The sequence below is a fragment of the Phenylobacterium koreense genome, assembly GCF_040545335.1.
Classification (GTDB): Bacteria; Pseudomonadota; Alphaproteobacteria; order Caulobacterales; family Caulobacteraceae; genus Phenylobacterium; species Phenylobacterium koreense.
The window spans coordinates 225589-247451 of sequence record NZ_JBEPLU010000002.1 but is presented as its reverse complement, the minus strand read 5'-3'; the positions used below and the strand labels follow the sequence as shown (position 1 = coordinate 247451).

The window sequence follows — 21863 nt, the reverse complement described above, 5'->3', positions numbered from 1 at the left end:
CCACCTTATGAGGTTACTCCCCCATAGGTCGATCATCACTACGCTAGGGTGTCCACCCTCCTCGAAGGTCAGCCATTCGTCATCAGCCCTGGCGAAGCTGGGCGGGCCGAGGCGCGGGGGCGCGGACATGTTCGCGCGTAGGTTCGGGACCCAGTCTTAGGCGGTGAGGACGAGAGCGGTCATTGGCCAGCTCCCGGAGCGGTCGGCGTGAAGCCAGCGACGCCGAGGGTCACCTGCCGCAGATCGGTCTTCAGGGCCTGCTTGGCCTCGGCGTAGATCGCGTCACTGGTCTGCTGCTTCAGCTTGGGGCCGGTCGTGGCGGCGGCTTCCATACGCAGTTCGTTGAAGACGCCCTGCAGGAACATCGTATCGGCGACGAACTGCTTGTCCCGGTCGGTCATGGTCGCGACGGCTGGATCGGCCGCGAGGACGCCGGCAAGCTGGTCGCGCGCGGCCTTGGCGACCTTGGGGTCGGTTTCGCTTCCGACAATGCCGTTCGCACCTTCCCAGGCGGTGATCCAGTAGACCGCCGTCATGTCGGCCATGTCGTCGTCCCGCAGTCCCAGGCGCTTCAGCTCGGGTCCGATCACAGCGAGCAGGTCCTGGGAAAAGAGCGGCGTCAGCTCGTTGGCGACCTGTGGCGAACGTTGGCGGATGGCGGCGAGAACCTGTTGCTGGGCGCGCCGGAGCTGGGCCGGGTCGCGCACGAAGCGCGTGCCACCGCTCCGTTGCTGCGGCGGCTGCTGCTGCGGACGCAGAGCGTTGGCGATAGGCCCCTGGCCCAGAGTGGCTTCGAAGGCGCCGGCGCTGAGCGGTCCGGTGAAGGTCGCCTGGGCGGCGGCCGGGCCGGCGCAGGCCGAGGCCGTCAACACGAACAGGATCAGCCGGCGGATCATGGTTGGGCTCCCGCAAAGACGCCCGCCAAGATTGCAGAAGCGCTACGAAGGGGCGATGACAGACGACGCGTGGCTCGCACGATCGCGTTACGGCTACGTACAAGACCTCGGTTTTCCGGCGGCCGCACTCCTGGCCTTATGCAGTCATACCGGAGAGGCCCAATGCTCACGACTGAAGATCTGTTCAATCGCGTCGGCATAGCGATGCGCTTTGCCAAGGACGAAGAGATCTATGGCGAAGGAGAAGCGGCTGATCATGTCTATCGCATGATCAGCGGAACGGTCCGCACCTCGCGTTTCATGGCGGACGGGCGTCGGCCGATCGGTGACTTCTACTACAAGGGCGATATCTTCGGCCTGGAGCTGGGCGAGACGCACGAGATGGCGGCCGAAGCGCTGAGCGACTGCGCAGTGATGGTCGCGCGGCGCGAAGCGATCATCCAACTCGGTGGCGAGAAGGCGTTGCAGGCCCTGGTGCTGGAGAGCACGGCGCTGGCGCTCACCAACGCTCGCGAGCATCTCAGCCTCCTGGTGCGCAAGAGCGCGAGCGAGCGGGTGGCGAGCTTCCTGCTGGGCATGGCCCGGCGCGGCGGCGACAACCCGATCGAGCTGGTGATGGGCCGGCAGGACATCGCCGACTACCTCGGCCTGACAATCGAGACCGTCTCGCGGATGATCACTCAGCTTCAGGGCCAGGGGGTCGTCCGCTTCGAAGGATGCCGTCGATTTCGAATCTGCAACCGCGACGCCCTGCTCGAGCTGGCCGCCGCCGCCTGAGCCAAGCGGGCGTCTCGACGACGCCCCCTCCCCTTGCCCGGAGGCTGCGACGCCGCCAAAGCTCTGACAGGGCCTTGGCGGCGTGGGGGGATTTTCGATGTTCATAACCAAGGCAGTCGCCGCGACCAGCGTGGTCGCCCTGCTGGCCTCGGTCAGCCCGGCGCAGGCGCAGCAGGCGATGGACGTCCTGATCAAGGGCGGCGTGGTCTATGACGGCGGCGCTGGCGCTGGCGTGGTCGCGGACGTCGGTGTCAAGGACGGTAAGATCGCCTTCGTGGGCGATGCGGCCAAGGATAGGGTCACCGCGGCCACGACCATCGAGGCCCGCGGCAGGATCGTCTCGCCGGGCTTCATCGACCCGCACACCCACTATTTCGAAGACCTGACTTCTCCTGATCCGGCGGTGCGCCGCAATCTCGGGGCGGCCATGCAGGGCGTGACGACGGTGTTCGTCGGCAGCGATGGCGGCGACGGTGGCGGCGGTCCGGACGTGAAGGCGACCTTCGACAGGATGGAGGCCCTGGGGTTCGGCACGAACACCGCCACCTGGGTCGGCTTCGGCGATGTGCGCTCCAGGGTGCTGGGCGAATCGGACCGCGCGCCGACGGCTGCCGAGCTGGAGGCGATGAAGGGCATGGTGGCGAGCGCCATGTGCCAGGGCGCGCTCGGGCTCTCCACCGGGCTGTTCTATCCGCCGCAAAGCTACGCCAAGACGGCCGAGGTCATCGAACTGGCCAAGGAAGCCGCCAAGCGCGGCGGCCGCTACGATTCGCACATCCGCGACGAGTCCACCTACACGATCGGCCTGAAGGGCGCGGTCCAGGAGGTGTTCGATATCGGTCAAGCCGCGAACATTCCGGTCAATATCAGCCACATCAAGGCCCTCGGCGTCGACGTCCAGGGCCAGTCCGGCGAGGTGATCGCGATGGTCGAGGCGGCCCGGGCCGCGGGCCTGCAGGTGAGCGCCGACCAGTACCCGTGGCTGGCGTCCGGTTCGAGCGTGGCCGATGCGCTGCTGCCGCGGTGGGCGCAGGCGGACGGCGGCGAGGCGACGCTAAGGCGGTTGGCCGATCCGGCCCTTGGCCCGAAGATCCGCGCCGAAATGGCCGAGAACCTGCGTCGCCGCGGCGGCGCCTTGTCCATCCTGCTGACGGCCGGCCCGGTGAAGGCGGTGCTCGGCAAGACGCTCGACGAGGTCGCGGCCGAATGGAAGGTCGATCCGATCGAGGCGGCGGTGCGCATCCTGCTGCAGGGCGGCTCGCACATCGCTTCGTTCAACCAGAGCGAGGCCGACGTGAAGGCCTTCATGCGCCAGCCCTGGGTGATGACCTCGTCAGACGGGTCCGAAGGCCATCCGCGCAAGTACGCAAGCTTCGCCGAGAAGTACGCCAAGTACGTCAAGGCCGAGAAGGCCATCAGCCTGAGTGACTTCATCCACCGCAGCACCGGCCTGACGGCCGACACCTTCGGCCTGACCGGCCGTGGCTATCTGAGACGAGGCTATGTGGCCGACGTGGTGGTGCTCGATCCGCAGACCTACGGCCCGAAGGCCACCTATGTGCAGCCCGAGCTGCTGTCGGTGGGCGCAGAGCAGGTGCTGGTGAACGGCAGGTTCGTGGTCCGCGACGGCGAGCCGACCGGCGAGTTGGCTGGGAAGCGCGTGCTTCACTCACCAGCTTCCTGTGACTGACAGTCGGCGCGTCGATGCGTAGGATCCCTTGATGGGGACCGATGAAGACGTACATGGGACCGCCGCGGGCGCGAGGTCCGGCAGCCTGATCCGCCGCTACTGGTTCGACGTCGTGCTCTGGAAGCGGGTGCTGCTGGCCCTGGTCCTGGGCGCCGTCGTCGGCACGCTGGTCGGGGAATCGGCTGTGCAGATCAAGTGGATGGGTGACGTCTTCATCCGCCTTATCCGGATGGTCGTCGCGCCGCTGGTGTTCTTCTCGATCGTCTCGGGAATCGCCAGCATGGGCGATCCCAAGCGCCTGGGCTCCATCGGCGTCAAGACGCTGGCGCTCTATCTCACCCTGACCGTCATCGCGGTGGCGGTGGGCCTGGCCATGGGCACGATCTTCCAGCCGGGCGTCGGCATGAACTTCGTCGGCGCGACCCCGCAGGAGGTGACCCAGGCGCCGCCGAGCCTGGGCGAGCACCTGATCGGCATCATTCCGACCAATCCGATCGGCGCCCTGGCCGAGGGCGACGTCCAGTCGATCATCTTCTTCGGGATACTGGTCGGGCTCGGCATCCTGACCATCGCCCCCCGTGCCGAGCCGGTGGGCCGCCTGTTCCAGATGGGCGCGGACATCATGCTGCAGATCGTGCGCTTCGTGATGGAGGTCGCGCCGTTCGGGGTGTTCGCCCTGGTGGCCTGGGTGATGGGTACGACCGGGCCGAGCGCTTTCGTCCACGTGCTGAAACTGGCCGCCGCCCTCGTGCTGGGCTGCGCATTCCAGACCCTGGTCGTCCATGGCGGGCTGGTGCGCGTGATCGCGCGGATGCCGGTGTGGCCGTTCTTCCGCGACATCACCGACGCGGTGGCGATCGCCTTTTCCACCTCGTCGAGCGCCGCGACCCTGCCGGTCGCCATGCGGGTGGCGGAGAAGAACCTGGGCGTCAGCCACGCCGTGGTCTCCACCGCCCTGCCCCTGGGCGTGACGCTGAGCATGGACGGCACGGCGCTTTACGTCGCCCTCCTGGCCGTGCTGTCGGCCCAGGCCTTCGGGGTGGACCTGCACTTCGCCCAATACGTGATGCTGGCCCTGGCGACGACGGTCGTGGCGCTGGGCACCGCCCCGGTGCCCTCGGCTTCGCTGTTCATGCTGGCTGCGGTGCTTCAGGTGATCGGCCTGGGCGCCGAGCAGACCGCCCTGGTGGTGGGCTTCATCCTGCCCTTCGACCGGCTGCTGGACATGACCCGGACCATCACCAGCGCCACCAGCGACCTGTCCACCGTGGTGACGGTGGCCAGGTGGGAAGGTGAGCTGGACCGCGAAGCCTACCTTCGCAAGCCGGTCGAATAGGCAGCCCTAGGCGGCCCCCTACCAGAAGCGGCGCGGCGCGGAGGCCGGCTCAGCCTGCGAAGCCGGCGCCGCCGACTCGGCCGGCTGAGCAGCGGGAGTGACCTCGGCGCCGTTCAGCGAGTTCATCCCGGTCGCCACGACCGAGACCCGCAGCTTGCCCTCGAGCGAGGAATCGAAGGCTGCGCCGAAGATGATGTTGGCTTCCGGGTCGGCCTGGTCGGCGATGATGTTGGCCGCCTCGTCCACCTCCAGCAGGGTCATGTCCGTGCCGCCGGTGACGTTGATGAGCACCGCCTTGGCCCCGGCTAGCGACGTTTCGTCGAGCAGCGGGTTCTGGACGGCGTTGTGAGCGGCGACGACGGCGCGATCTTCGCCGTCCCCCTCGCCCGTGCCCATCATGGCGTTGCCCATGCTGCCCATGACGCTTAGCACGTCGGCGAAGTCGAGGTTGATCAGGCCCGGCAGCACCATCAGGTCCGTGATGGAACGCACGCCCGAATGCAGGACCTGGTCGGCCATGCCGAACGCCTCGGCGAAGGTGGTCTGCTCGGTGGCGATACGGAACAGGTTCTGGTTCGGAACGATGATCGAGGTGTCGACGTACTGCTGGAGCTCGCCAAGGCCGGCCTCGGCCAGGCGCATGCGGTGGCGGCCCTCGAAGCGGAACGGCTTGGACACGACAGCGACGGTCAGAATGCCGCGCTCGCGGGCGCAGCGGGCGATGAAGGGCGCTGCGCCCGTGCCGGTGCCGCCGCCCATGCCGGCGGTGATGAAGACCATGTCGGCGCCGTCGAGATAGCGGACGATGTCCTCCGCCGATTCCTCGGCCGCGCTGAGCCCAGCGTTCGGATTGGCCCCGGCGCCGAGGCCCTGCGTGACGCGCATGCCCAGTTGGATGCGCTGGCTGGCGAGGGAGAGCGAGAGCTGCTGGGCGTCAGTGTTCGCAACGACGAAATCGACGCCTTCCAGACCGGATTCGATCATGTTGTTGACGGCGTTCACCCCGGCGCCGCCGACCCCGAACACGACGATTCGCGGTTTCAGTTGCGAAACGGCCGGCCGTGTATCGAAGGGGAAGGTCATGCTCATGCTCTGAAAACTCCTTAGTACGTCCTGCCGCGGCGCTCATCGATTCCGCAATCGAGCACAGAGCGGTTCCACAGGAATGTGGTCTGAAACAGGCGCGGCCGACGCCCTGGGGCATGGACTTGGCCCATTGTGGGCCAAACGGCAAGCTGAGCCCTAGAGCCGGGACTTCACGCGGCCGCGGAAAGGCTGCGGCGGGGCGCGGCGATGACGCCTCGCAAACTCGACCGGACGAAGTCGATGAGCGTCTGTGCACGAGCGTCGCCGTCAAGCGCCTGAGCGGCTGCAAGCCGGTCGGTCAAGGCTCCTCCGCGATGGAAGAGCTCTCGGAAGACCCGCTTCAGCCGCAGTATCTCGTCGGGCGACAACCCGGCCCGGCGCAGGCCCACGAGGTTCAGCGACACGAGACGGGCCCGGTCGCCCTGAACCAGGCAATAGGGCGCGACGTCCTGGGTGGCGATGGCGCCGCCGGCGACGAAGGCGAGCGCGCCGATTCGCACGTGCTGGTGGATGGCGCATAGCCCGCTCAACTGAGCAGCGTCACCGACCTGGACGTGCCCGGCCAGGGTCGCGCCATTGGCCATGATCACGTCGTCGCCAATCTGGCAGTCATGAGCGACGTGGGCGGTGGCCATGAAGAGCCCACGCGAGCCGATGCGGGTCGTCGCCTCTCCGCCCGAATGGACCGTCACGAACTCCCGGAAAACGTTGCCATCGGCGATGATCAGGCGCCCCGCCTGGTTGACGCGGCCGATGATCTGGGGGCTGGCGCCGATCGCGCAGGAGGCGAGGAAGCGATTGCCCGCACCGATATCGGCGACGCCGTCCAGCACCACATCCGGCCCCACCACATTGCCCGGCGCCAGAGTCACGTGCGGGCCGATCACCGCGTAGGGGCCTATCTCGCAGGACGAATGGATCCGTGCGCCGGGTGCGATGACCGCCGTGGGATGGATGTTCGCCATGCCTGGAAGCTACGCCGACCGGGGCCCGCGCCAACTCAACTTGCATGTCCGATTGCGACGCTTTGGGCGCCAGCGGCGTTGTCTAGCCATCTGGCTTTCGGAGGACGTCATGAAGATCCACCTCGTTCCGTTCGCCGTGGTGGCGGCGCTTTCCGTCCCCGCCGTGGCCCTCGCTCATCACGGCTGGAGCTCCTACGACGCCGAACAGGTGATCAAGATCACCGCACCGCTGATGGAGGTCAGTTGGGGCAACCCGCACGGCATGGCCAAGGTCCGTTATCGGAATAAGGTTTGGGACGTGGTCCTGGCCCCGACCGCGCGGATGGAGGCGCGCGGTCTGACCAAGGGCATGCTGACGACCGGCAAGCCGGTGACGCTGGTAGGTTACCCGCGCAAGGACGGCACGGCCGAGATGCGCATCGAACGGGTAACGGTGGGCGGCGCCGTGATCGAGCTGCGCTAGGTTGGAGACGATATTCGGTCTGGCGGAGGCCCTGGAAGGCTCGGCGTTCGGCGGCTGGGCCCGCGGCTCGTCGCTGGCCTATCCGGTCGCGAACCTCGTCCACCTGCTTGGCCTGGTGATGCTGGTGGGGGCGATCGGCGTCCTGGACCTGCGGCTGGCCGGTCTCTGGCGGAGTCTGCCGCTGCCCGAGCTCTCCCGCGCGCTCACCCCGATCGGCGTGGCGGGCCTGCTGGTAATGCTTCCCAGCGGCTTCGTCATGTTCGCGGCCGACGCCGGTTCGCTGATCGGCTCTCCGGTGTTCCAGGCCAAGCTGGCGGTGATCGCGCTTGGGATCGCCAACGCCCTGGCGTTTCGCGTGCTGTGGCGCGGCGATGAGCCCGCGGGCCTGGGACGACTGATGGTGATAGGCTCGGTCGGGGCCTGGCTGATGGTCGCGGCGCTAGGGCGACTGATCGCGTACACATAACCGCCTTCGAAGAATCGCCTGGATCCTGATTTGCCCACCGCCCTCTACGGACACCCGCCGCGTGACGTGATCGAACCGCCCGCCGGGGCCGTGCAGCTATCGCCGCTCAGCCCAGGCTCGAGCGACATCGCCAACCTGCAAGATGGCGGTCTGGATGAGGTCGCAATCCTGGCGCCGCCAGGAGCCATCGAGGCGCGCTATGTCCTGGCCCAGGGCCTGCGAGTGCTGCGCCCCGGCGGCGAACTGATCGCCGCCGCGCCCAAGGATCGGGGCGGACTGCGGCTGAAGAAGATCCTGCAAGGCTTCGGCTGCAAGGTCAGCGAGACCTCGCGACGGCATCATCGGATCTGCGTGGTCGAACGGCCAGCCGAGTTGACGGGGCTGGAGCAGGCCATCGCTGAGGGCGCTCTGCGCCGTCTGCCGTCAGGGCTGTGGTCCCAACCGGGGGTGTTCAGTTGGGATCGCCTGGACCCGGGCAGCGACCTGCTGCTGCATAACCTGCCGCCGCTGGCGGGCGCCGGGGCCGATCTCGGATGTGGGATCGGCTGGCTGGCCCGCCAGGTTCTCTCTTCCCCGCAGGTGATAAGCCTCGCCCTCATCGACATCGACCGACGGGCGGTGGAATGCGCGCGGCGCAATGTCGAGGATACGCGGGCAAGCTTCGAGTGGGGCGACGTGCGCAGCGCCGCGGCCAAGCTCTCCGATCTCGACTTCGTGGTGATGAACCCACCGTTCCATGACGGCGGCCAGGAGGATCGAGCGCTGGGCCAGGCCTTCATCAAGGCCGCGGCCGGCGCACTCAGGAACGGCGGCTCGCTCTGGCTGACGGCCAATCGGCATCTGCCCTACGAGGCGATCCTGGCCGAAGCGTTCAAGAACGTGCGGCCGGTGGCGGACCAGGGTGGATACAAGGTCTATGAGGCCCGCCGATGAGCAAGACGCCGACCATGCGCCTGGACCGGCTGCTGTCGAACCTGGGCTATGGCAGCCGCAAGGAGATGCACACCCTGGCCGCGGCCGGACAGATCGTGCTGGACGGGAAGCCGTTGAGGGACGCCGGCGACCGGATCGCCATAGGACCGGACCTGCCGTCGCGGATGACGGTTCAGGGACGGCCGGTCGATCCGCCGCCGCCCGTAGTGATCCTGATGCACAAGCCGGTCGGGGTGGTCTGCTCTCACAAGGAGACCGGCGAGCGGATCTACGACCTGCTGCCGGGACGCTGGCGGGTGCGCGATCCGGCGCTGTCGAGCGTGGGGCGGCTGGACAAGGACACCTCCGGCCTGCTGCTGATCACCGACAACGGCGACTTCCTGCATCGAGTGATCTCGCCGCGCCGGCATGTGCAGAAGAGCTATGTCGCGGAGCTGGACCGACCGCTGACCGGAGAGGAAGGCGCAATCTTCGCCTCGGGCGAGATGATGCTGGAGGGCGAGGAAAAGCCACTGCTCCCCGGGCGGCTGGAGCCCCTGGGCGAGCGCCGTGCGCGGCTGATCATCGAGGAAGGCCGTTATCACCAGGTGCGGCGGATGTTCGCCGCGGTCGGCAACCACGTCACCGCCCTGCACCGCGACCGCGTGGGCGGGCTCGTCCTGCCGGACGATCTGAAGCCCGGCGGCTATCGGGTGCTGGATGCAGCGACCGCGGAGACGGTGTTCGAGACCTGAAGCCTCACCACATGGTCTTGGCGGCGCGCTCGGGCCATTCCTCATCATAGGCCTTGCCGCCGACGCGAGCGTCGCTCATGGCCGCCAGGATGTCGCCTGGGGTCGGGATCTGCGCCGGATCGACGTAGCGCTCGGGGTTCCAGAGGTCGGAGCGGACGATGGCGCGGGCGCACTGGAAGTAGACGAGTTCGACATCGATCACGATCACCGAACGCGGCGGCTGACCCTTCACCGCGAACGAGGCCAGCAGGTCGGGCTCGATGGAGAGGTGCGCGCGGCCGTACATCCGCAGGGTGGTTCCTGAGCCTGGGATCAGGAACAGAAGCGCCACGCGCGGATCGCGGATGATATTGCGCAGCGAGTCGCAGCGGTTGTTGCCGCGCCGGTCCGGCAGCAGCACGGTCCGCTCGCCTGCGATCCGCACGGCCTGGCCGGCGTCGCCGCGCGGCGAGCAGTCGAGCCCTTCGGGGCCTGCGGTGGCCAGGGCGACGAAGGGCGAAGCCTCGATCAGCCGGCGATATTCCGGAGTGATCCGGTCGGCCTCCTTGACCGTAGAGGCCTCGCCCGGACGGCCATAGAGGGCCTCCAACTGCTCGATCGTAGAGATGACGGTCATCGGCGCCTCCTGGGCTCTTGTAGCGGCAAGGAAGCCGTCAGCCTATGGCGCGTCATCAAGGGAAAGCGGCGGAGCCACCTCCTCCAGCGGCTTGCGTTCGGCGGCGACGCCGAGGATCAGTTCGACGACGGCGGCGAGCAGCATGAGGAGGCCGCCGAACAGGTAGCCGATGAAGATCTGGCTGCGCTCGCCTGTGTCGATCAGAGCCCCGAACAGGGCCGGGCCACCGACACCGCCCAGCAGAGTCCCGAAGGCGTAGAACAGCGAAATGGTCACCGCCCGGGTCTCCAGCGGGAAGCTCTCGCCGACGGTCAGATAGGCCGCGCTCGCCCCGGCCGAGGCGAAGAAGAAGATCACCGTCCAGGCGGCCGTCTGCGCCGGAGCGCTGAGGGCGCCGATGGCGAACAGCCAGCCGGTAATGCAGAGCAGCGCGCCGGCAAGCCCGTAGGTCAGCGAGATCATCGGCTTTCGACCGATCGAGTCGAAGAGATGGCCCAGCAGCAATGGCCCGAGGAAGTTGCCGGCCGCGAAGGGCAGGATGAACCACCCGATCGCCGAGGCCGGGACATCGTAGAACTTTGTGAGGATCAGGGCGTAGGTGAAGAAGATGGCGTTGTAGCAGAAGGCCTGGGTGGACATCAGCACCACGCCCAGGATCGTGCGCTTCGGGTGCCGGACCACCAGCGAGCGGGCGATGTCGAACCAGGAGGTCTTCATCGGGCGCAGGCGCAGGGTCGGAAGCTCCGAGGCCGGGCTGAGCGGCTTGCCGGTGTCGCTTTCCACCATCTGCTCGATGGTTTCGACCACGGCGAGGGCTGCGGCCGGATGGCCATGGGTCATCAGCCAGCGCGGGCTCTCGGGGATGTAGCGGCGGATATAGATGACCGTCAGGGCCAGCACGCCGCCGATGATGAAGGCGAGCCGCCAGCCCCAGGCCTGGTCGATGACCTCGGGGTTGAGGACCACCAGTGAGCCCATGGCGCCCAGGGCTGCGCCGACCCAGAAGCTGCCGTTGATGGCGAGATCGGTGTAGCCGCGGCGGCGGGCGGGAATGAGCTCCTGTATCGCGGAATTGACCGCTCCGTACTCCCCGCCGATGCCGGCGCCGGTCAGGAACCGGAAGAACATGAACGACCAGAAGTCCCAGGAGAACCCGGTGAGGATGGTGGCCAGGAGATAGACACCAACGGTGATGGTGAAGAGCCGTCGGCGGCCGAAGGTATCGGTCAGCCGGCCAAAGACCAGGGCGCCGAGGACGGCGCCCAGGATATAGGCGCTGCCGGTCAGGCCGATCTGGGTGGTGGAGAGGCCGAGCCCGTCGGAAATCGCAGGCGACAGAGAGCCCACCAGGGTGACTTCGAGGCCGTCGAGAATCCAGGTGATCCCCAGGGCCGTCACCACGAGCCAGTGAAACCTGCTCCAAGGCAGCCGGTCCAGCCGCGCTGGGACGTTGGTGGTGAAGCTTTCCGTCATTCGCCCTCCCCCCTGGGTCTTCGCGTCAAGTGACGCTCAACGCGAAAGCCGGGCTTGGGTTCGGCGCTCCGCGATTGTATTGCCCCGGTCATGTCTTCGACCGAGATCACTGTCGATGCGCGCGGCCACCGCTGTCCGGTGCCGACCTTGCGGCTGCGCCGCGCTCTGGAAGACGCCCCAGCGGGCGCCTGCGTCCGTTTGCTGGCCGACGACCCGCTCGCGCGAATCGACGTTCCTCATTTCGCGGCGGGCGCCGGCCTTGAGATCGTGGAGCGATCCGAGGACAGCGGCGCGCTCAGCTTTCTGGTCCGGAAACCAGCCTAGGCCCACCGTCGCGAAGGTCCGGCAGGGCCGCAAGGCTGCGCCGATGCTCCAGCATGATTTCGATCTCGGTGGCGAAGGCGCCGCCGAAGAAAATGGCGTTGACGCTCCAGGAGAGCCAGATCAGGAACACGACCACGGCGGCGACCGACCCGTAGGTGGCGCCGAGATGCGCGATCTGCTCGACATAGATGGCGCTGGCCCATGACACCCCGACACAGAGCAGGGCCGCGGTGATCCCGCCCAGGATAGATGGCAGCCAGGCGACCTGCCGGCTCGACATGGCGAAGCGGTAGATCAGGCTCATGGCGCAGGTCAGGCCGACGCTGGCCCAGGTCCACTCGCTGTAGAGCCACGACACCCCCGCCAGCGGCCGCAGGCCGAAGGCCGCGGCGACGAAGCGGAAATAGAAGAACACGGTCGAGAAGAAGGCCAGCATCACGAAGGCCGCGATCAGAACCGCCAGCGCCAGCAGGTTGAAGCTGAGGAAGCCGCGGGGGGCCTCTTCGTCATGGATGAAGGAGAGCCCCGCCAGCAGAGCCTTGAACCCGCGGTGGGAGGCGTAGGCGCCGATCACCAGGGCCACGCCGCTCTGAGCCGACACGGCCTGCAGCGGGGCCTGGGCCAAGCGCTCGAGCTCACCCTGGAAAAGCCGCTGGGCGCCGGTGGGCAACATGCGCGCCAGGACCTCGGCCTGATGCGCCACCTCGCTGGGGTCGACCAGGAAGCTATAGAGCCCGATGCCGATGGCCAGCGCAGGGAACACGGCCAGCATGGCGAAGAAGGATACGCCGCCCGTGTAGAGCATCACGTCGCGGCCCCAGAGCCGGCGAAGCGCACGCCCTGTCACCAGCAGCGTAAGACGAAGCCAGTGTACGGGATCCCACTCGATCCTGCGCAGCCATTGGATTCTCTGCGTCAGCGACATGGCGCGGAAGGTGCTCAAGCTCGGCGCCCCACGCAAGCCAAGATCGAAACACACCGATATGCAACGACGCGCCGACCCCGTTCTGGGGACCGGCGCGCCGCCGATGGGCGTGTCGTCCATCAGGTCAGCCGGCGCGTCGAGGGACGGGAGATTGCGACGGCCAACCTGTGGGCAAGACTGAGGTTTCCTGACTGAACCGCGCCTGAACGAGGTTCGAAGACGGCGTTCAGGGAACGAACACCAGTCACCCAACCTTCACATAACCGTCAAACAACGGTGCTAGCGCCTCCACAACACTGGTGCGGAGCCAAACATGAAGCCTTTCGCCTATCTCGCCGTCGCTGCGGTCGCCCTGAGCGCGTGCGGCCAACAATCCTCCAAGACCGGAGCTGAGAAGGCTGCGGGCCCGAGCGCCAGCGGTCGGGACCAAGTCTGGGCGGCGGGTTCGTCCACCGTGTTCCCGTTCGCCACCCGCGTGGCCGAGAACGTCGCCCGCACGACCGGCGGCCAGCCGGCCAAGGTCGAAAGCCTGGGCACCGGCGGCGGCTTCAAGCTGTTCTGCGGCGGCGCCGGCGCGGCCTTCCCCGACATCGCCAACGCCTCGCGCGAGATGAAGAAGTCGGAGTACGACGCCTGTGTCGCCAACGGCGTGACCGACATCGTCGCCATCAAGATTGGCTACGACGGCATCGTGATCGCCAACGCCAAGGGCGGTCCGGCCTTCAACTTCAAGCTGGACCAGGTCTATCGTGGCCTGGCGGCCGAGCTCCCCTCGCCGACCGGCTTCGCCAAGAACACTTCGAAGAACTGGAAGGACGTGGACGCCTCGCTTCCGTCGCAGGCGATCCTGGTCTACGGCCCGCCGCCGACCTCGGGCACCCGTGACGCCTTCTCCGAGCTGGCGATGGAAAAGGGCGCCAAGAAGATCGAGACCCTCGCCACCCTGAGCGGCAAGGACGAAGACGCCTTCAAGGCCAAGGCCCACACCATCCGCAGCGACGGCGCCTGGGTCGACGCCGGCGAGAACGACAACGCAATCGTCCAGACCCTGACCAAGACCCCCAACGCCCTTGGCGTGTTCGGCTACTCGTTCCTCGAGAACAACCTCGACTCGGTGAAGGCGGCCACGGTGGACGGCGTCGCCCCGACCTTCGAGACCATCTCGAACGGGACCTACCCGGTGTCGCGCTCGCTCTACATCTACGTGAAGAAGGCCAATATCGGGGTCATCCCGGGCCTGCGCGAGTACGTGAACGCCTTCGTGTCCGACGCCGCCAGCGGCAAGGGCGGGTATCTGCAACAGCGCGGCCTGATCCCGCTGCACCCCGACGACCACGAGGCGCAGAAGAAAGTCGCCGCCGACATGACGGCGATGACCGCGCCGACGAAGTAAGTCGAGAACAGAAGGGGCTCCGCTCGCCGCGGAGCCCCTTCGAACTTCAGGCCAGCGCGCCGGCCGTGCGCAGCTCGGCGATCTGGGCGTCGGTGAAGCCCCAGTCGCTCAGGGCTTGCTGATCGTGCGCCCCGACCGCAGGCGGCGGCCCCTGGATGGCGCCGGGCGTCGCCGAAAAGCGCGGCGCGGGCGCCGGCTGCACCACCCCACCCAGCTCCACGAAGGTCTTTCGCGCGACGTTGTGCGGGTGCTTGGGCGCCTCGTCCAGGTCCAGCACCGGCGCGAAGCAGACGTCGGTGGCGTCCATGATCTCGCACCACTCGGCCTGCGTCTTCTGGGCGATCACGTGGCCGAGCTTCTCGCGCAGGGAGTCCCAGCGCCCGCGATCCATCTGCGCGGCGAAGTCAGGGTCGTTGATGCCGGTCTTCTCAAGCAACAGGGCGTAGAACTGCGGCTCGATCGAGCCGATGGATATCCACTTGCCGTCGGCGCACTGGTAGGTGTCGTAGAAGTGTGCGCCGCCGTCGAGCAGGTTGGAGCGCCGCCCCTCCTTCCACATGCCGCTGGCCTTAAAGCCGTAGAACATCGCCATCAGCGAAGCTGCGCCATCGCTCATGGCGCAGTCGATGACCTGGCCCTGCCCCGTCTCGCGCGCATGGATCACGCCCGCAAGCAGGCCGAAGGCGAGATAGAGCGCACCGCCGCCGAAATCGCCGACCAGATTCAGCGGCGGAATCGGCTTGTCGCTGGTTCCGATGGCGTGCAGCGCCCCGGTGATGGCGATGTAGTTCATGTCGTGGCCGGCGGCGTTGGCGTAGGGGCCGAACTGACCCCAGCCGGTCATCCGGCCGTAGACCAGCTTGGGATTGCGCTTGAGCGCCACGTCCGGGCCAAGGCCGAGGCGTTCCATGACGCCGGGGCGGAAGCCCTCGAGGATCGCGTCAGCCTCCTCCATAAGCTTCAGGCAGGTCTCGATCGAGGCCGGGTTCTTCAGGTCGAGGCCGACAGAGCGGCGACCGCGGCTGGTGATATCGGAGGGCGAGCCCTTGCCCTGGCCCTTGCGGTCGACCCGCACCACGTCAGCGCCCAGGTCGGAGAGCAGCATGCCGCAGAACGGCCCCGGTCCGATCCCGGCGAACTCGACGACCTTCAGCCCCGCGAGCGGTCCCTGGCGCATGTCCTTCTCTCCCTTTTTCTTGCCGCGAGCCTAGGAGCGATGACGCTCCGTCACGCAAATCGTCAGCCGCCACCGGGCAGGGACTGACCGTCGTCCACGGTGATGACGCTGCCGGTGATCGACCGGGCGGCAGGGCCGCACAGCATCAGCAGCGCTGCATCGAGATCCGTCGCTTCCATCAACCGCCGCCGGGGGAAGCCCTTGAGTTGCTTCTGACCGCCCTCGGTCTTGAACCAGTCGGAGTTGATGTCGGTTTCGATGTAGCCGGGGCAGATCGCGTTGACCGCCACGCCACGCCTCGCCCACTCGCGCGCCAAGCTGCGGGTCATCATCGCCACGGACGCCTTGGACGAGCAGTAGGCCGAAAGGCCGGGCAGGACGGTGTGGGAGGCGATCGAAGCGATGTTGACGATCCGCGCATCGCCGCGCTCGGCCACGGCGGAGGCGATCATTCGGCGCGCCGCCTGCTGGGCGCAAAAGAAGACCCCTCGGACATTGACGTCGAAGGTTCGGTCCCAGTCCTCGGGCGTCAGGTCCAGGGCCAGGCCCTCCCCGCCGACGCCGGCGTTGTTCACCAGGATGTTGATCGGACCGAGCGCGGTTTCGATCTCGTCGAAGGCGGGACCGATCGCGGCGACGTCGGCGACATCGAGCTTCAACGCCATGGCCTGGCGCCCGTCCCCGGCGATGCGCCCGGCCTCGGCCTCGACCATGTCGAGCCGGCGAGCGGTCAGGGCGACCTTGGCGCCGGCGGCCGCCAGAACCTCAGCGAAATGCGCCCCCAGGCCGCCGGACGCGCCGGTGATGACCGCCACCTGGCCTGCGAGAATTGCGCCCATGCCGTTCGTCCCTCCACAGCCGCGTCCACGGCTTAACTGTCTCATGCGGCGCGCGCCTGTATAGTCACGCCGAGCTTCGATTCCCGCGCCAGACCGGCCCGGGCGGCAAGGTGGCCAGGATTTAAGAAAATGACCGCGGGCGTCCAGGCGCGTGTCTTGATCGTCGCAAAGGACGACGCCGTGATCGGGTCCCTAGCCGAGGGACTGGATCGACTCGGCTGGCGAACCGTGACCGCGCGGGGCCCTTACGCGGCCCTGACCGCCCTGGCCGACATGAAGGTCGAGGCTGCGATCGTCGACCTGGCGACCGGCGGAAGCGAGGCGTTGGGCATGGCCGAACGGCTGAAATCGGCCTGCGCGCCGCGACAGTTGCCGGTGATCGCGATCGGTGATCCCGGGCCGGAACTGGAACCCTACGGCTTCGATCTTACCCTGGCCGGCCCGATCCATCCCGCCCAGGCGGCCGCGCGGCTGGAAACCTTGGTGCGCACGGCGATCGAGGAGGAGGAGTTCGAGCTTCGGGTCGACACCTTCGCCGAGCACGGACGCCACTTGGACCCGCCCGAACCCGAGACGACGCCCTACAACGTGCTGGCGATCGGCGAGCCGGCGCCGCAGTTCCTGGCGCTCTCCAACGCCCTGACCCGTTCGGGCGCGGAAGTGGTCGGCGCGTTCACCGCCTACACCGCCTTCGACTATCTGCACGAGCGCCCCTTCGACGCCGTCGTCCTGTGGGGCGGGGACACCACGCAGGAAGCCCTGTCGATCGCCGCCGGGATGCGTCGCAACACGCGGCTCTATCACACCCCCGCCCTGCTCTATCTGCGCGAAGAGACCTACGTCACCCAGTCGGAGGCCTATCATCGCGGCGTCTCCGACGTCGCCTCGCCGGAGACGCCCGAGGGCGAGACGGCGCGGCGAATCCTTGAGCTCGCACGCAGCAACCGTCGACAGATCGCGGTCCGCCGCGCGCTGGAGAACGCCAAGGACACCGGGCTGATGGACCCGGCGACCGGGCTCTTCACCCGCGAGCTGTTCGCCCGGCATGTGGGCCGGCTGGCCCAGGCTTCGCGCGCGCGCAGCAGGCAGCTTTCGGTGTGCGTGCTGAAGGTCGCCGATCGTTCCGACGTCACCGCCGCGCGGGCGGGCGGCTGGCTCGATCGGGCCATCCCGCAAATCGGCTCCATGGTCGGACGGCTGGTCCGGGCCGAGGACACAGCCGCCAGGCTCAGCCCCGAAGTCTTCGCCCTGGCGCTGCCGGCCACCGGCAAGGCCGCCGCGCGGGCCGCTGGGGAGCGGATCGCCGCAGTGATCGGATGCACCGCCTTCGAGGCCGGCGAAGGACGCCCGCCCTTCGTCGTGGAGTTCGACATCGGCGTGGCCGAGGTCGGGCCAGACGAGCCGGTCGGCAAGGCGCTGGAAGAGGCCGCGGCCGAGGCGCAGCGGAAAGTGGGATGATCGGCGGCGGCGATCCGCAGGGCGCATGGACCTACGTCGCGCCGATGATCGCCATCATCGTGATCGTCCTGAGGGGCGTGCGAACCAGGAAGCTGCGCATCGAGCGCATGTGGATCATGCCGGCGCTCATCCTGCTGGTGGTCGGGATCACCCTGGGACTCCAACCGCCGCGCCGGTTCGCCGTGCTGGTCGCGGAGGTCTTCGCCCTCGGCGTCGGACTTGGCATGGGCTGGTGGCGAGGCCGCACGACGAACATCATGATCGATGCGGCGACGCACGAGCTGACCAGCCGGTCGTCCCCGATCGGCATGGCCCTGATCGCCAGCCTCTTCCTGATCCGCTTCGCCCTGAAGGATTACGCCACGCTACACGCGCGGGAGCTGCATGTGGCCGCGGGGGACATCGCCGAGGTGTTCCTGCTGATGGCCGCGGGCCTGATCTGCGCCCAGCGCCTGGAGATGTGGATCAGGGCGCGCCGGCTGCTGGCGCAGGCGCGAGCAGCGCCCTGATCAGGCCGCGAGCTTGGCGAGCTCGGTCAGGATCCGCTCGGCCGCGCCCAGACGCTGTTCCGGCGTCTCCCACTCGCCCTTCACCACCACCTTGTGATCGGGGCGGATCTTCCAAGCGACCTGGTTCTTCTGGACGAAGCCGACCAGGCCCATGGGGTTCTTGAATTCGTCGCCCCGGAAGGTGACGACCGCGCCTTTCGGACCGACGTCGATCTTGGCGACATTGGCCTCGCGGCACATGCCCTTGATGGCCACGACCTTGAGGAGTTGGCCGGCCTCCGCCGGCAGCGGGCCGAAGCGGTCGATCATCTCGGCGGCCAGGGCCTCGCGGTCGCCGGACTTCTCGGCGTCGGACAGGCGGCGATAGAGCGACAGGCGGACGTTGAGGTCGGGGACGTAGTCCTCGGGGATCAGCACCGCGGCGCCGGTGTTGATCTGCGGAGACCAGCCGCGGTCGGCGGCCTCGCCCTTGCCGGCCAGTTCCTTGAGCTCGTTCACGGCGTCTTCGAGCATCTGCTGATAGAGCTCGACCCCGATCTCGCGGATGTGGCCCGACTGCTCCTCGCCCAGCAGGTTACCGCCGCCGCGCTGGTCGAGGTCGTGGCTGGCGAGCTGGAAGCCGGCGCCCAAGCTGTCGAGGGACTGCAGCACCTTCAGCCGGCGCTCGGCCGACAGGGTGATCTGCTTCTCGGCCGGAGTGGTCAGGTAGGCGTAGGCGCGCGCCTTGGCTCGACCGACGCGGCCGCGGAGCTGGTACATCTGGGCCAGGCCGAACATGTCGGACCGGTGCAGGATCATGGTGTTGGCGGTCGGGATGTCGAGACCGCTCTCGACGATGGTGGTCGAAAGCAGCACGTCGTACTGGCCCTCGTAGAAGGCGCTCATCACCTCTTCGAGCTGGGTCGGCGCCATCTGGCCATGGCCGACCACGAACTTCACCTCCGGCACCTGCTCGCGCAGGAATTTCTGGAGATCCGGAAGGTCGCTGATCCGCGGGGCGACGTAGTAGGCTTGGCCGCCGCGGTACTTCTCGCGCAGCAGGGCCTCGCGGATGACCACGGGGTCGAAGGGCGTGATGTAGGTGCGCACCGCCAGGCGATCGACCGGCGGGGTGGCGATGATCGACATCTCGCGGATGCCCGAAAGCGACATCTGCAAGGTCCGCGGGATCGGCGTCGCGGTAAGGGTCAGCATGTGCACGTCGGCGCGAAGCTCCTTGAGCTTCTCCTTGTGCTTGACCCCGAAGTGCTGCTCCTCGTCGACGATGACCAGGCCCAGATTGGCGAAGGAGACCTGCTTGGACAGCACCGCATGGGTGCCGACGACAATTTCGACCTCGCCGTTCTTCAGCGCCTCGCGCGTTTCGCTGGCCTCCTTGGCGGGGACCAGGCGCGAGAGGCGGCGGACCTTGACCGGCCAGCCCTGGAAACGCTCGGAGAAGGTCTTGTAGTGCTGGCGCGCCAGCAAGGTCGTCGGGGCCACGACCGCCACCTGCTGGCCGCTCATGGCCACCACGAAGGCCGCGCGCAGGGCGACCTCGGTCTTGCCGAAGCCGACGTCGCCGCAGATCAGGCGATCCATCGGCTTGCCGGCGCCCAGGTCCTCCAGCACGTCGCCGATGGCGTTGAGCTGGTCTTCGGTCTCCTCGTACGGGAAGCGCGCGCAGAACTCGTCGAAGACGCCGTGTGGCGGGACGACGGGATCGGTCTCCTTGGTGGCGCGCTCGGCGGCGATGCGGATGAGGCCCATGGCCATCTCCCGCAAGCGCTCCTTGGCCTTGGCCTTGCGGGCCTGCCAGGCCGCGCCGCCCAGGCGGTCGAGTTGCACGCCTTCGGAATCGCTGCCGTAGCGGGTCAGAAGGTCGATGTTCTCGACCGGCAGATAGAGCTTGGCCTCGCCGCCGTACTGCAACTCGAGGCAGTCGTGGGGCGCGCCCTGGACGTCGAGGGTCTTCAGGCCCTCATAGCGGCCGATGCCGTGGTCGATGTGGACGACGAGATCGCCCGGCGTGAGCGCCGAGGCCTCAGCCAGGAAGTTCGAGGCGCGACGGCGGCGGCGCGGACGGGCCAGGCGGTCGCCGAGGATGTCGGTCTCGGAGATGACCGCCAGCTTGTCGGTCTCGAAGCCGGTTTCCAGCGGCAGGACCACGCGCTGGAAAAGCTTAGGGTCGGCGGAGCGGGCGGCGTCCCAGTAGGGCGCCAGCGTGATGTTCTTCAGGCCGTGATCGGCCAGCATCGAGCCCAGGCGGTCGGAGGAGCCCTCAGACCAGGAGGCGAAGAGGACTCGCTTGCCCTCCCCCACCAGCCTGCGGGCATGGTCGGCGGTGGCCTCGAAGAGGTTGACCGAGTCCTGCTGGCGTTCGGCCGTGAAGCTGCGGCCCTGCCGCGCGCCCATGTCGATGACGGTCTCGCCCTCGACCTCCTGGAAGGCCGAGAAGCGGCGCGTAGCGCGGACCGCAAGGCGCTCGCGGTACTCGTCGGCGTCCATGTAGAGCCGGGCCGGATCGAGCGGCCGGTAGTGGACCTTCCGATCGGCCTGATTGCGGGCGTCGTAGGCGTCGGCGATCATCGCCAGGCGCTCATCGCGGGCGGCGTCGGCCAGGTGATCCAGAGCGATCAAGGTGTTGGCCGGCAGGTAGTCCAGCAGGCTGGCCATGTCCGGATAGAACAGCGGTAGCCAGTGCTCCATGCCGGCGCGCCGGCCGCCTTCGCTGACGGTGTCATAGAGCGGGTCGCCGCCAGGCGCGCCGAAGGCCTCGACATAGCCGCGGCGGAAGCGGGCGACGGCGTCCTTGTCCAGCAGCGCCTCGCTGACCGGGAGGAGCGAGACCTCCTTGAGCTGGCGGGTCGAGCGCTGGGTCTCGGGATCGAAGCCGCGGATGGATTCGAGGGTATCGCCGAACAGGTCCAGGCGCACCGGCTCGGCGGCGCTGGGCGGGAAGACGTCGATGACCCCGCCGCGGATCGCGAACTCGCCGCGCTCGGACACCGTCGAGGCGCGGCTGTAGCCGTTGATGGCGAAATAGCGTTCGAGGTCGGCGATCTCGACGACGTTGCCGACCTTGGCTGAATAGCCCGCTCCCTCCACCGCCGACTTGGGCGGCACGCGCTGGAGCAGCGCCGGGACGGTCGTGACCAGCAGCGCCGGCTTCTTGGCGTCGAAGCCCTGGGCCAGCCGCGCCAGGGCGGTCATGCGTTCGGCCGCGACGCCCGGCGAGGGCCCGATGCGATCGTAAGGCAGGCAGTCCCAGGACGGGAACCGCACCACCTCGACATTGGAGGCGAAGAATCCGAACGCATCGAGGAAGGCCGAAAGACGCGAGCCGTCACGGGCCACGAAGACCGAGAGGCCGCCGCGGCTCTTGACGATGTCGGCCATGACCAGGGCGTCGAAACCCTCGGGAGCGCCGACGAGTTCCAGGCGGCCAGGGTCCTGCGCGATACGCCGGGTCTCCGCCGCCGTCGGGGCGCGGAAGCCGTCAGCCGCCATGCGGACCCCCGCGCGCCTCGAAAGCATCGAAGCGGAACTGCTTGATCATGCGGAGAATTTCGCCGTCGTGCTCGGGCGGCGTCGGGGTGCGCTCCACGATCCATTCGTAGAGGTCCTGGTCGGGCTGCTCCAGCAGCGCCTCGAAGGCGTCGAGCTGCTCGGGCGTCAGGCTCGGGCCGAACTTGTCCGCGAACGGCCCCAGGATGAGGTCCGCTTCCCGAAAGCCCCGGTGCCAGGCCCGGAACTTCAAACGCTTCAGTCTTGTGTCGTCGGTGCTCATGAGGGAGCGGCCGATATAGGCCGCCCCGTAAGCT

The 21863-nt window shown here is 68.0% G+C and carries 20 protein-coding genes and 1 pseudogene; 11 read left to right on the top strand and 10 right to left on the bottom strand.

What is annotated here, in order from left to right:
• Positions 1-179 precede the first annotated feature (179 nt).
• Positions 180-896 carry a DUF6683 family protein gene (locus ABID41_RS12995; RefSeq protein WP_331928542.1) on the bottom strand — a complete coding sequence of 239 codons (717 nt, stop codon included), beginning with the start codon at positions 894-896 and terminating at the stop codon, positions 180-182.
• A gap of 162 nt (positions 897-1058) precedes the next feature.
• Between ABID41_RS12995 and ABID41_RS12990 the strand changes: the two genes are divergently transcribed.
• The 3 genes from ABID41_RS12990 to ABID41_RS12980 all read left to right on the top strand — a co-directional run bounded on the left by ABID41_RS12990 (position 1059) and on the right by ABID41_RS12980 (position 4699).
• Entirely contained in the window at positions 1059-1673 is a 615-nt protein-coding gene (locus ABID41_RS12990; RefSeq protein ID WP_331928540.1) for a helix-turn-helix domain-containing protein, read from the top strand.
• 97 nt (positions 1674-1770) lie between these two features.
• Positions 1771-3363, top strand: a complete 1593-nt coding sequence (locus ABID41_RS12985) for an N-acyl-D-amino-acid deacylase family protein (protein WP_331928538.1) — start codon at positions 1771-1773, stop codon at positions 3361-3363.
• A 31-nt stretch (positions 3364-3394) separates the two neighbouring features.
• Positions 3395-4699 carry a dicarboxylate/amino acid:cation symporter gene (locus ABID41_RS12980; protein ID WP_331928536.1) on the top strand — a complete coding sequence of 435 codons (1305 nt, stop codon included), beginning with the start codon at positions 3395-3397 and terminating at the stop codon, positions 4697-4699.
• A gap of 24 nt (positions 4700-4723) precedes the next feature.
• Here ABID41_RS12980 and ftsZ read toward each other — a convergent pair.
• Both ftsZ and lpxA read right to left on the bottom strand, forming a co-directional pair.
• Positions 4724-5782 (bottom strand): annotated as a pseudogene (ftsZ, locus tag ABID41_RS12975) (cell division protein FtsZ); the annotation flags it as partial.
• 173 nt (positions 5783-5955) lie between these two features.
• Complete coding sequence (lpxA, locus tag ABID41_RS12970) at positions 5956-6750, bottom strand: acyl-ACP--UDP-N-acetylglucosamine O-acyltransferase (RefSeq protein ID WP_354297803.1); 795 nt, start codon at positions 6748-6750, stop codon at positions 5956-5958.
• A 109-nt stretch (positions 6751-6859) separates the two neighbouring features.
• Here lpxA and ABID41_RS12965 point away from each other — a divergent pair, with 109 nt between their 5' ends.
• From ABID41_RS12965 to ABID41_RS12950, 4 genes are read left to right on the top strand one after another with little or no spacing between them, the layout of a single operon-like run.
• Positions 6860-7213 (top strand): DUF6152 family protein, encoded by a 354-nt coding sequence (locus tag ABID41_RS12965; RefSeq protein WP_331928532.1) that lies wholly within the window; start codon positions 6860-6862, stop codon positions 7211-7213.
• A 1-nt stretch (position 7214) separates the two neighbouring features.
• Positions 7215-7679, top strand: a complete 465-nt coding sequence (locus tag ABID41_RS12960) for a hypothetical protein (protein ID WP_331928531.1) — start codon at positions 7215-7217, stop codon at positions 7677-7679.
• 30 nt (positions 7680-7709) lie between these two features.
• The gene (locus ABID41_RS12955) at positions 7710-8612 is read left to right on the top strand and encodes a class I SAM-dependent methyltransferase (RefSeq protein WP_331928529.1); all 903 of its coding nucleotides are present in this window, start codon (positions 7710-7712) and stop codon (positions 8610-8612) included.
• Positions 8609-9346, top strand: coding sequence for a pseudouridine synthase (locus ABID41_RS12950; RefSeq protein ID WP_331928527.1), 738 nt, complete (start codon positions 8609-8611; stop codon positions 9344-9346). Before ABID41_RS12955 ends, ABID41_RS12950 begins: the two co-directional genes overlap by 4 nt.
• A gap of 4 nt (positions 9347-9350) precedes the next feature.
• Here ABID41_RS12950 and ABID41_RS12945 read toward each other — a convergent pair whose 3' ends face one another.
• Together ABID41_RS12945 and ABID41_RS12940 are read right to left on the bottom strand one after the other, a co-directional pair.
• Complete coding sequence (locus ABID41_RS12945) at positions 9351-9962, bottom strand: pyridoxamine 5'-phosphate oxidase family protein (protein WP_331928525.1); 612 nt, start codon at positions 9960-9962, stop codon at positions 9351-9353.
• Between the two features lie 42 nt (positions 9963-10004).
• Positions 10005-11435: an MFS transporter gene (locus ABID41_RS12940; RefSeq protein WP_331928523.1), complete on the bottom strand. Its 1431-nt coding sequence runs from the start codon at positions 11433-11435 to the stop codon at positions 10005-10007.
• A 90-nt stretch (positions 11436-11525) separates the two neighbouring features.
• Between ABID41_RS12940 and ABID41_RS12935 the strand changes: the two genes are divergently transcribed.
• The gene (locus ABID41_RS12935) at positions 11526-11759 is read left to right on the top strand and encodes a sulfurtransferase TusA family protein (RefSeq protein ID WP_331928521.1); all 234 of its coding nucleotides are present in this window, start codon (positions 11526-11528) and stop codon (positions 11757-11759) included.
• Here the strand turns inward: ABID41_RS12935 and ABID41_RS12930 are convergent.
• Positions 11731-12684, bottom strand: a complete 954-nt coding sequence (locus ABID41_RS12930) for a YihY/virulence factor BrkB family protein (protein ID WP_414695908.1) — start codon at positions 12682-12684, stop codon at positions 11731-11733. The two genes, ABID41_RS12935 and ABID41_RS12930, sit on opposite strands and share 29 nt — an antisense overlap.
• A gap of 313 nt (positions 12685-12997) precedes the next feature.
• On the opposite strand from ABID41_RS12930, the gene ABID41_RS12925 reads away from it, so the two are divergent.
• A complete protein-coding gene (locus ABID41_RS12925) occupies positions 12998-14077 on the top strand; it encodes a substrate-binding domain-containing protein (RefSeq protein WP_331928517.1) in 1080 nt (359 codons plus the stop codon).
• A 46-nt stretch (positions 14078-14123) separates the two neighbouring features.
• On the opposite strand, the gene ABID41_RS12920 is transcribed toward ABID41_RS12925, so the two are convergent.
• Both ABID41_RS12920 and ABID41_RS12915 read right to left on the bottom strand, forming a co-directional pair.
• A complete protein-coding gene (locus ABID41_RS12920) occupies positions 14124-15254 on the bottom strand; it encodes a CaiB/BaiF CoA transferase family protein (RefSeq protein WP_331928515.1) in 1131 nt (376 codons plus the stop codon).
• A 62-nt stretch (positions 15255-15316) separates the two neighbouring features.
• Positions 15317-16093 carry an SDR family NAD(P)-dependent oxidoreductase gene (locus tag ABID41_RS12915; RefSeq protein WP_331928513.1) on the bottom strand — a complete coding sequence of 259 codons (777 nt, stop codon included), beginning with the start codon at positions 16091-16093 and terminating at the stop codon, positions 15317-15319.
• Between the two features lie 129 nt (positions 16094-16222).
• Here ABID41_RS12915 and ABID41_RS12910 point away from each other — a divergent pair, with 129 nt between their 5' ends.
• Complete coding sequence (locus ABID41_RS12910; protein ID WP_331928511.1) at positions 16223-17551, top strand: diguanylate cyclase domain-containing protein; 1329 nt, start codon at positions 16223-16225, stop codon at positions 17549-17551.
• The gene (locus ABID41_RS12905; RefSeq protein WP_331928509.1) at positions 17548-18060 is read left to right on the top strand and encodes a hypothetical protein; all 513 of its coding nucleotides are present in this window, start codon (positions 17548-17550) and stop codon (positions 18058-18060) included. Before ABID41_RS12910 ends, ABID41_RS12905 begins: the two co-directional genes overlap by 4 nt.
• Here the strand turns inward: ABID41_RS12905 and mfd are convergent, their stop codons facing one another.
• On the bottom strand, positions 18061-21549 hold the full coding sequence (gene mfd / locus ABID41_RS12900) for a transcription-repair coupling factor (protein ID WP_331928507.1): 3489 nt from the start codon (positions 21547-21549) through the stop codon (positions 18061-18063).
• A complete protein-coding gene (locus ABID41_RS12895; protein ID WP_331928505.1) occupies positions 21539-21829 on the bottom strand; it encodes an FAD assembly factor SdhE in 291 nt (96 codons plus the stop codon). Before ABID41_RS12895 ends, mfd begins: the two co-directional genes overlap by 11 nt.
• Between the last annotated feature and the right edge of the window lie 34 nt (positions 21830-21863).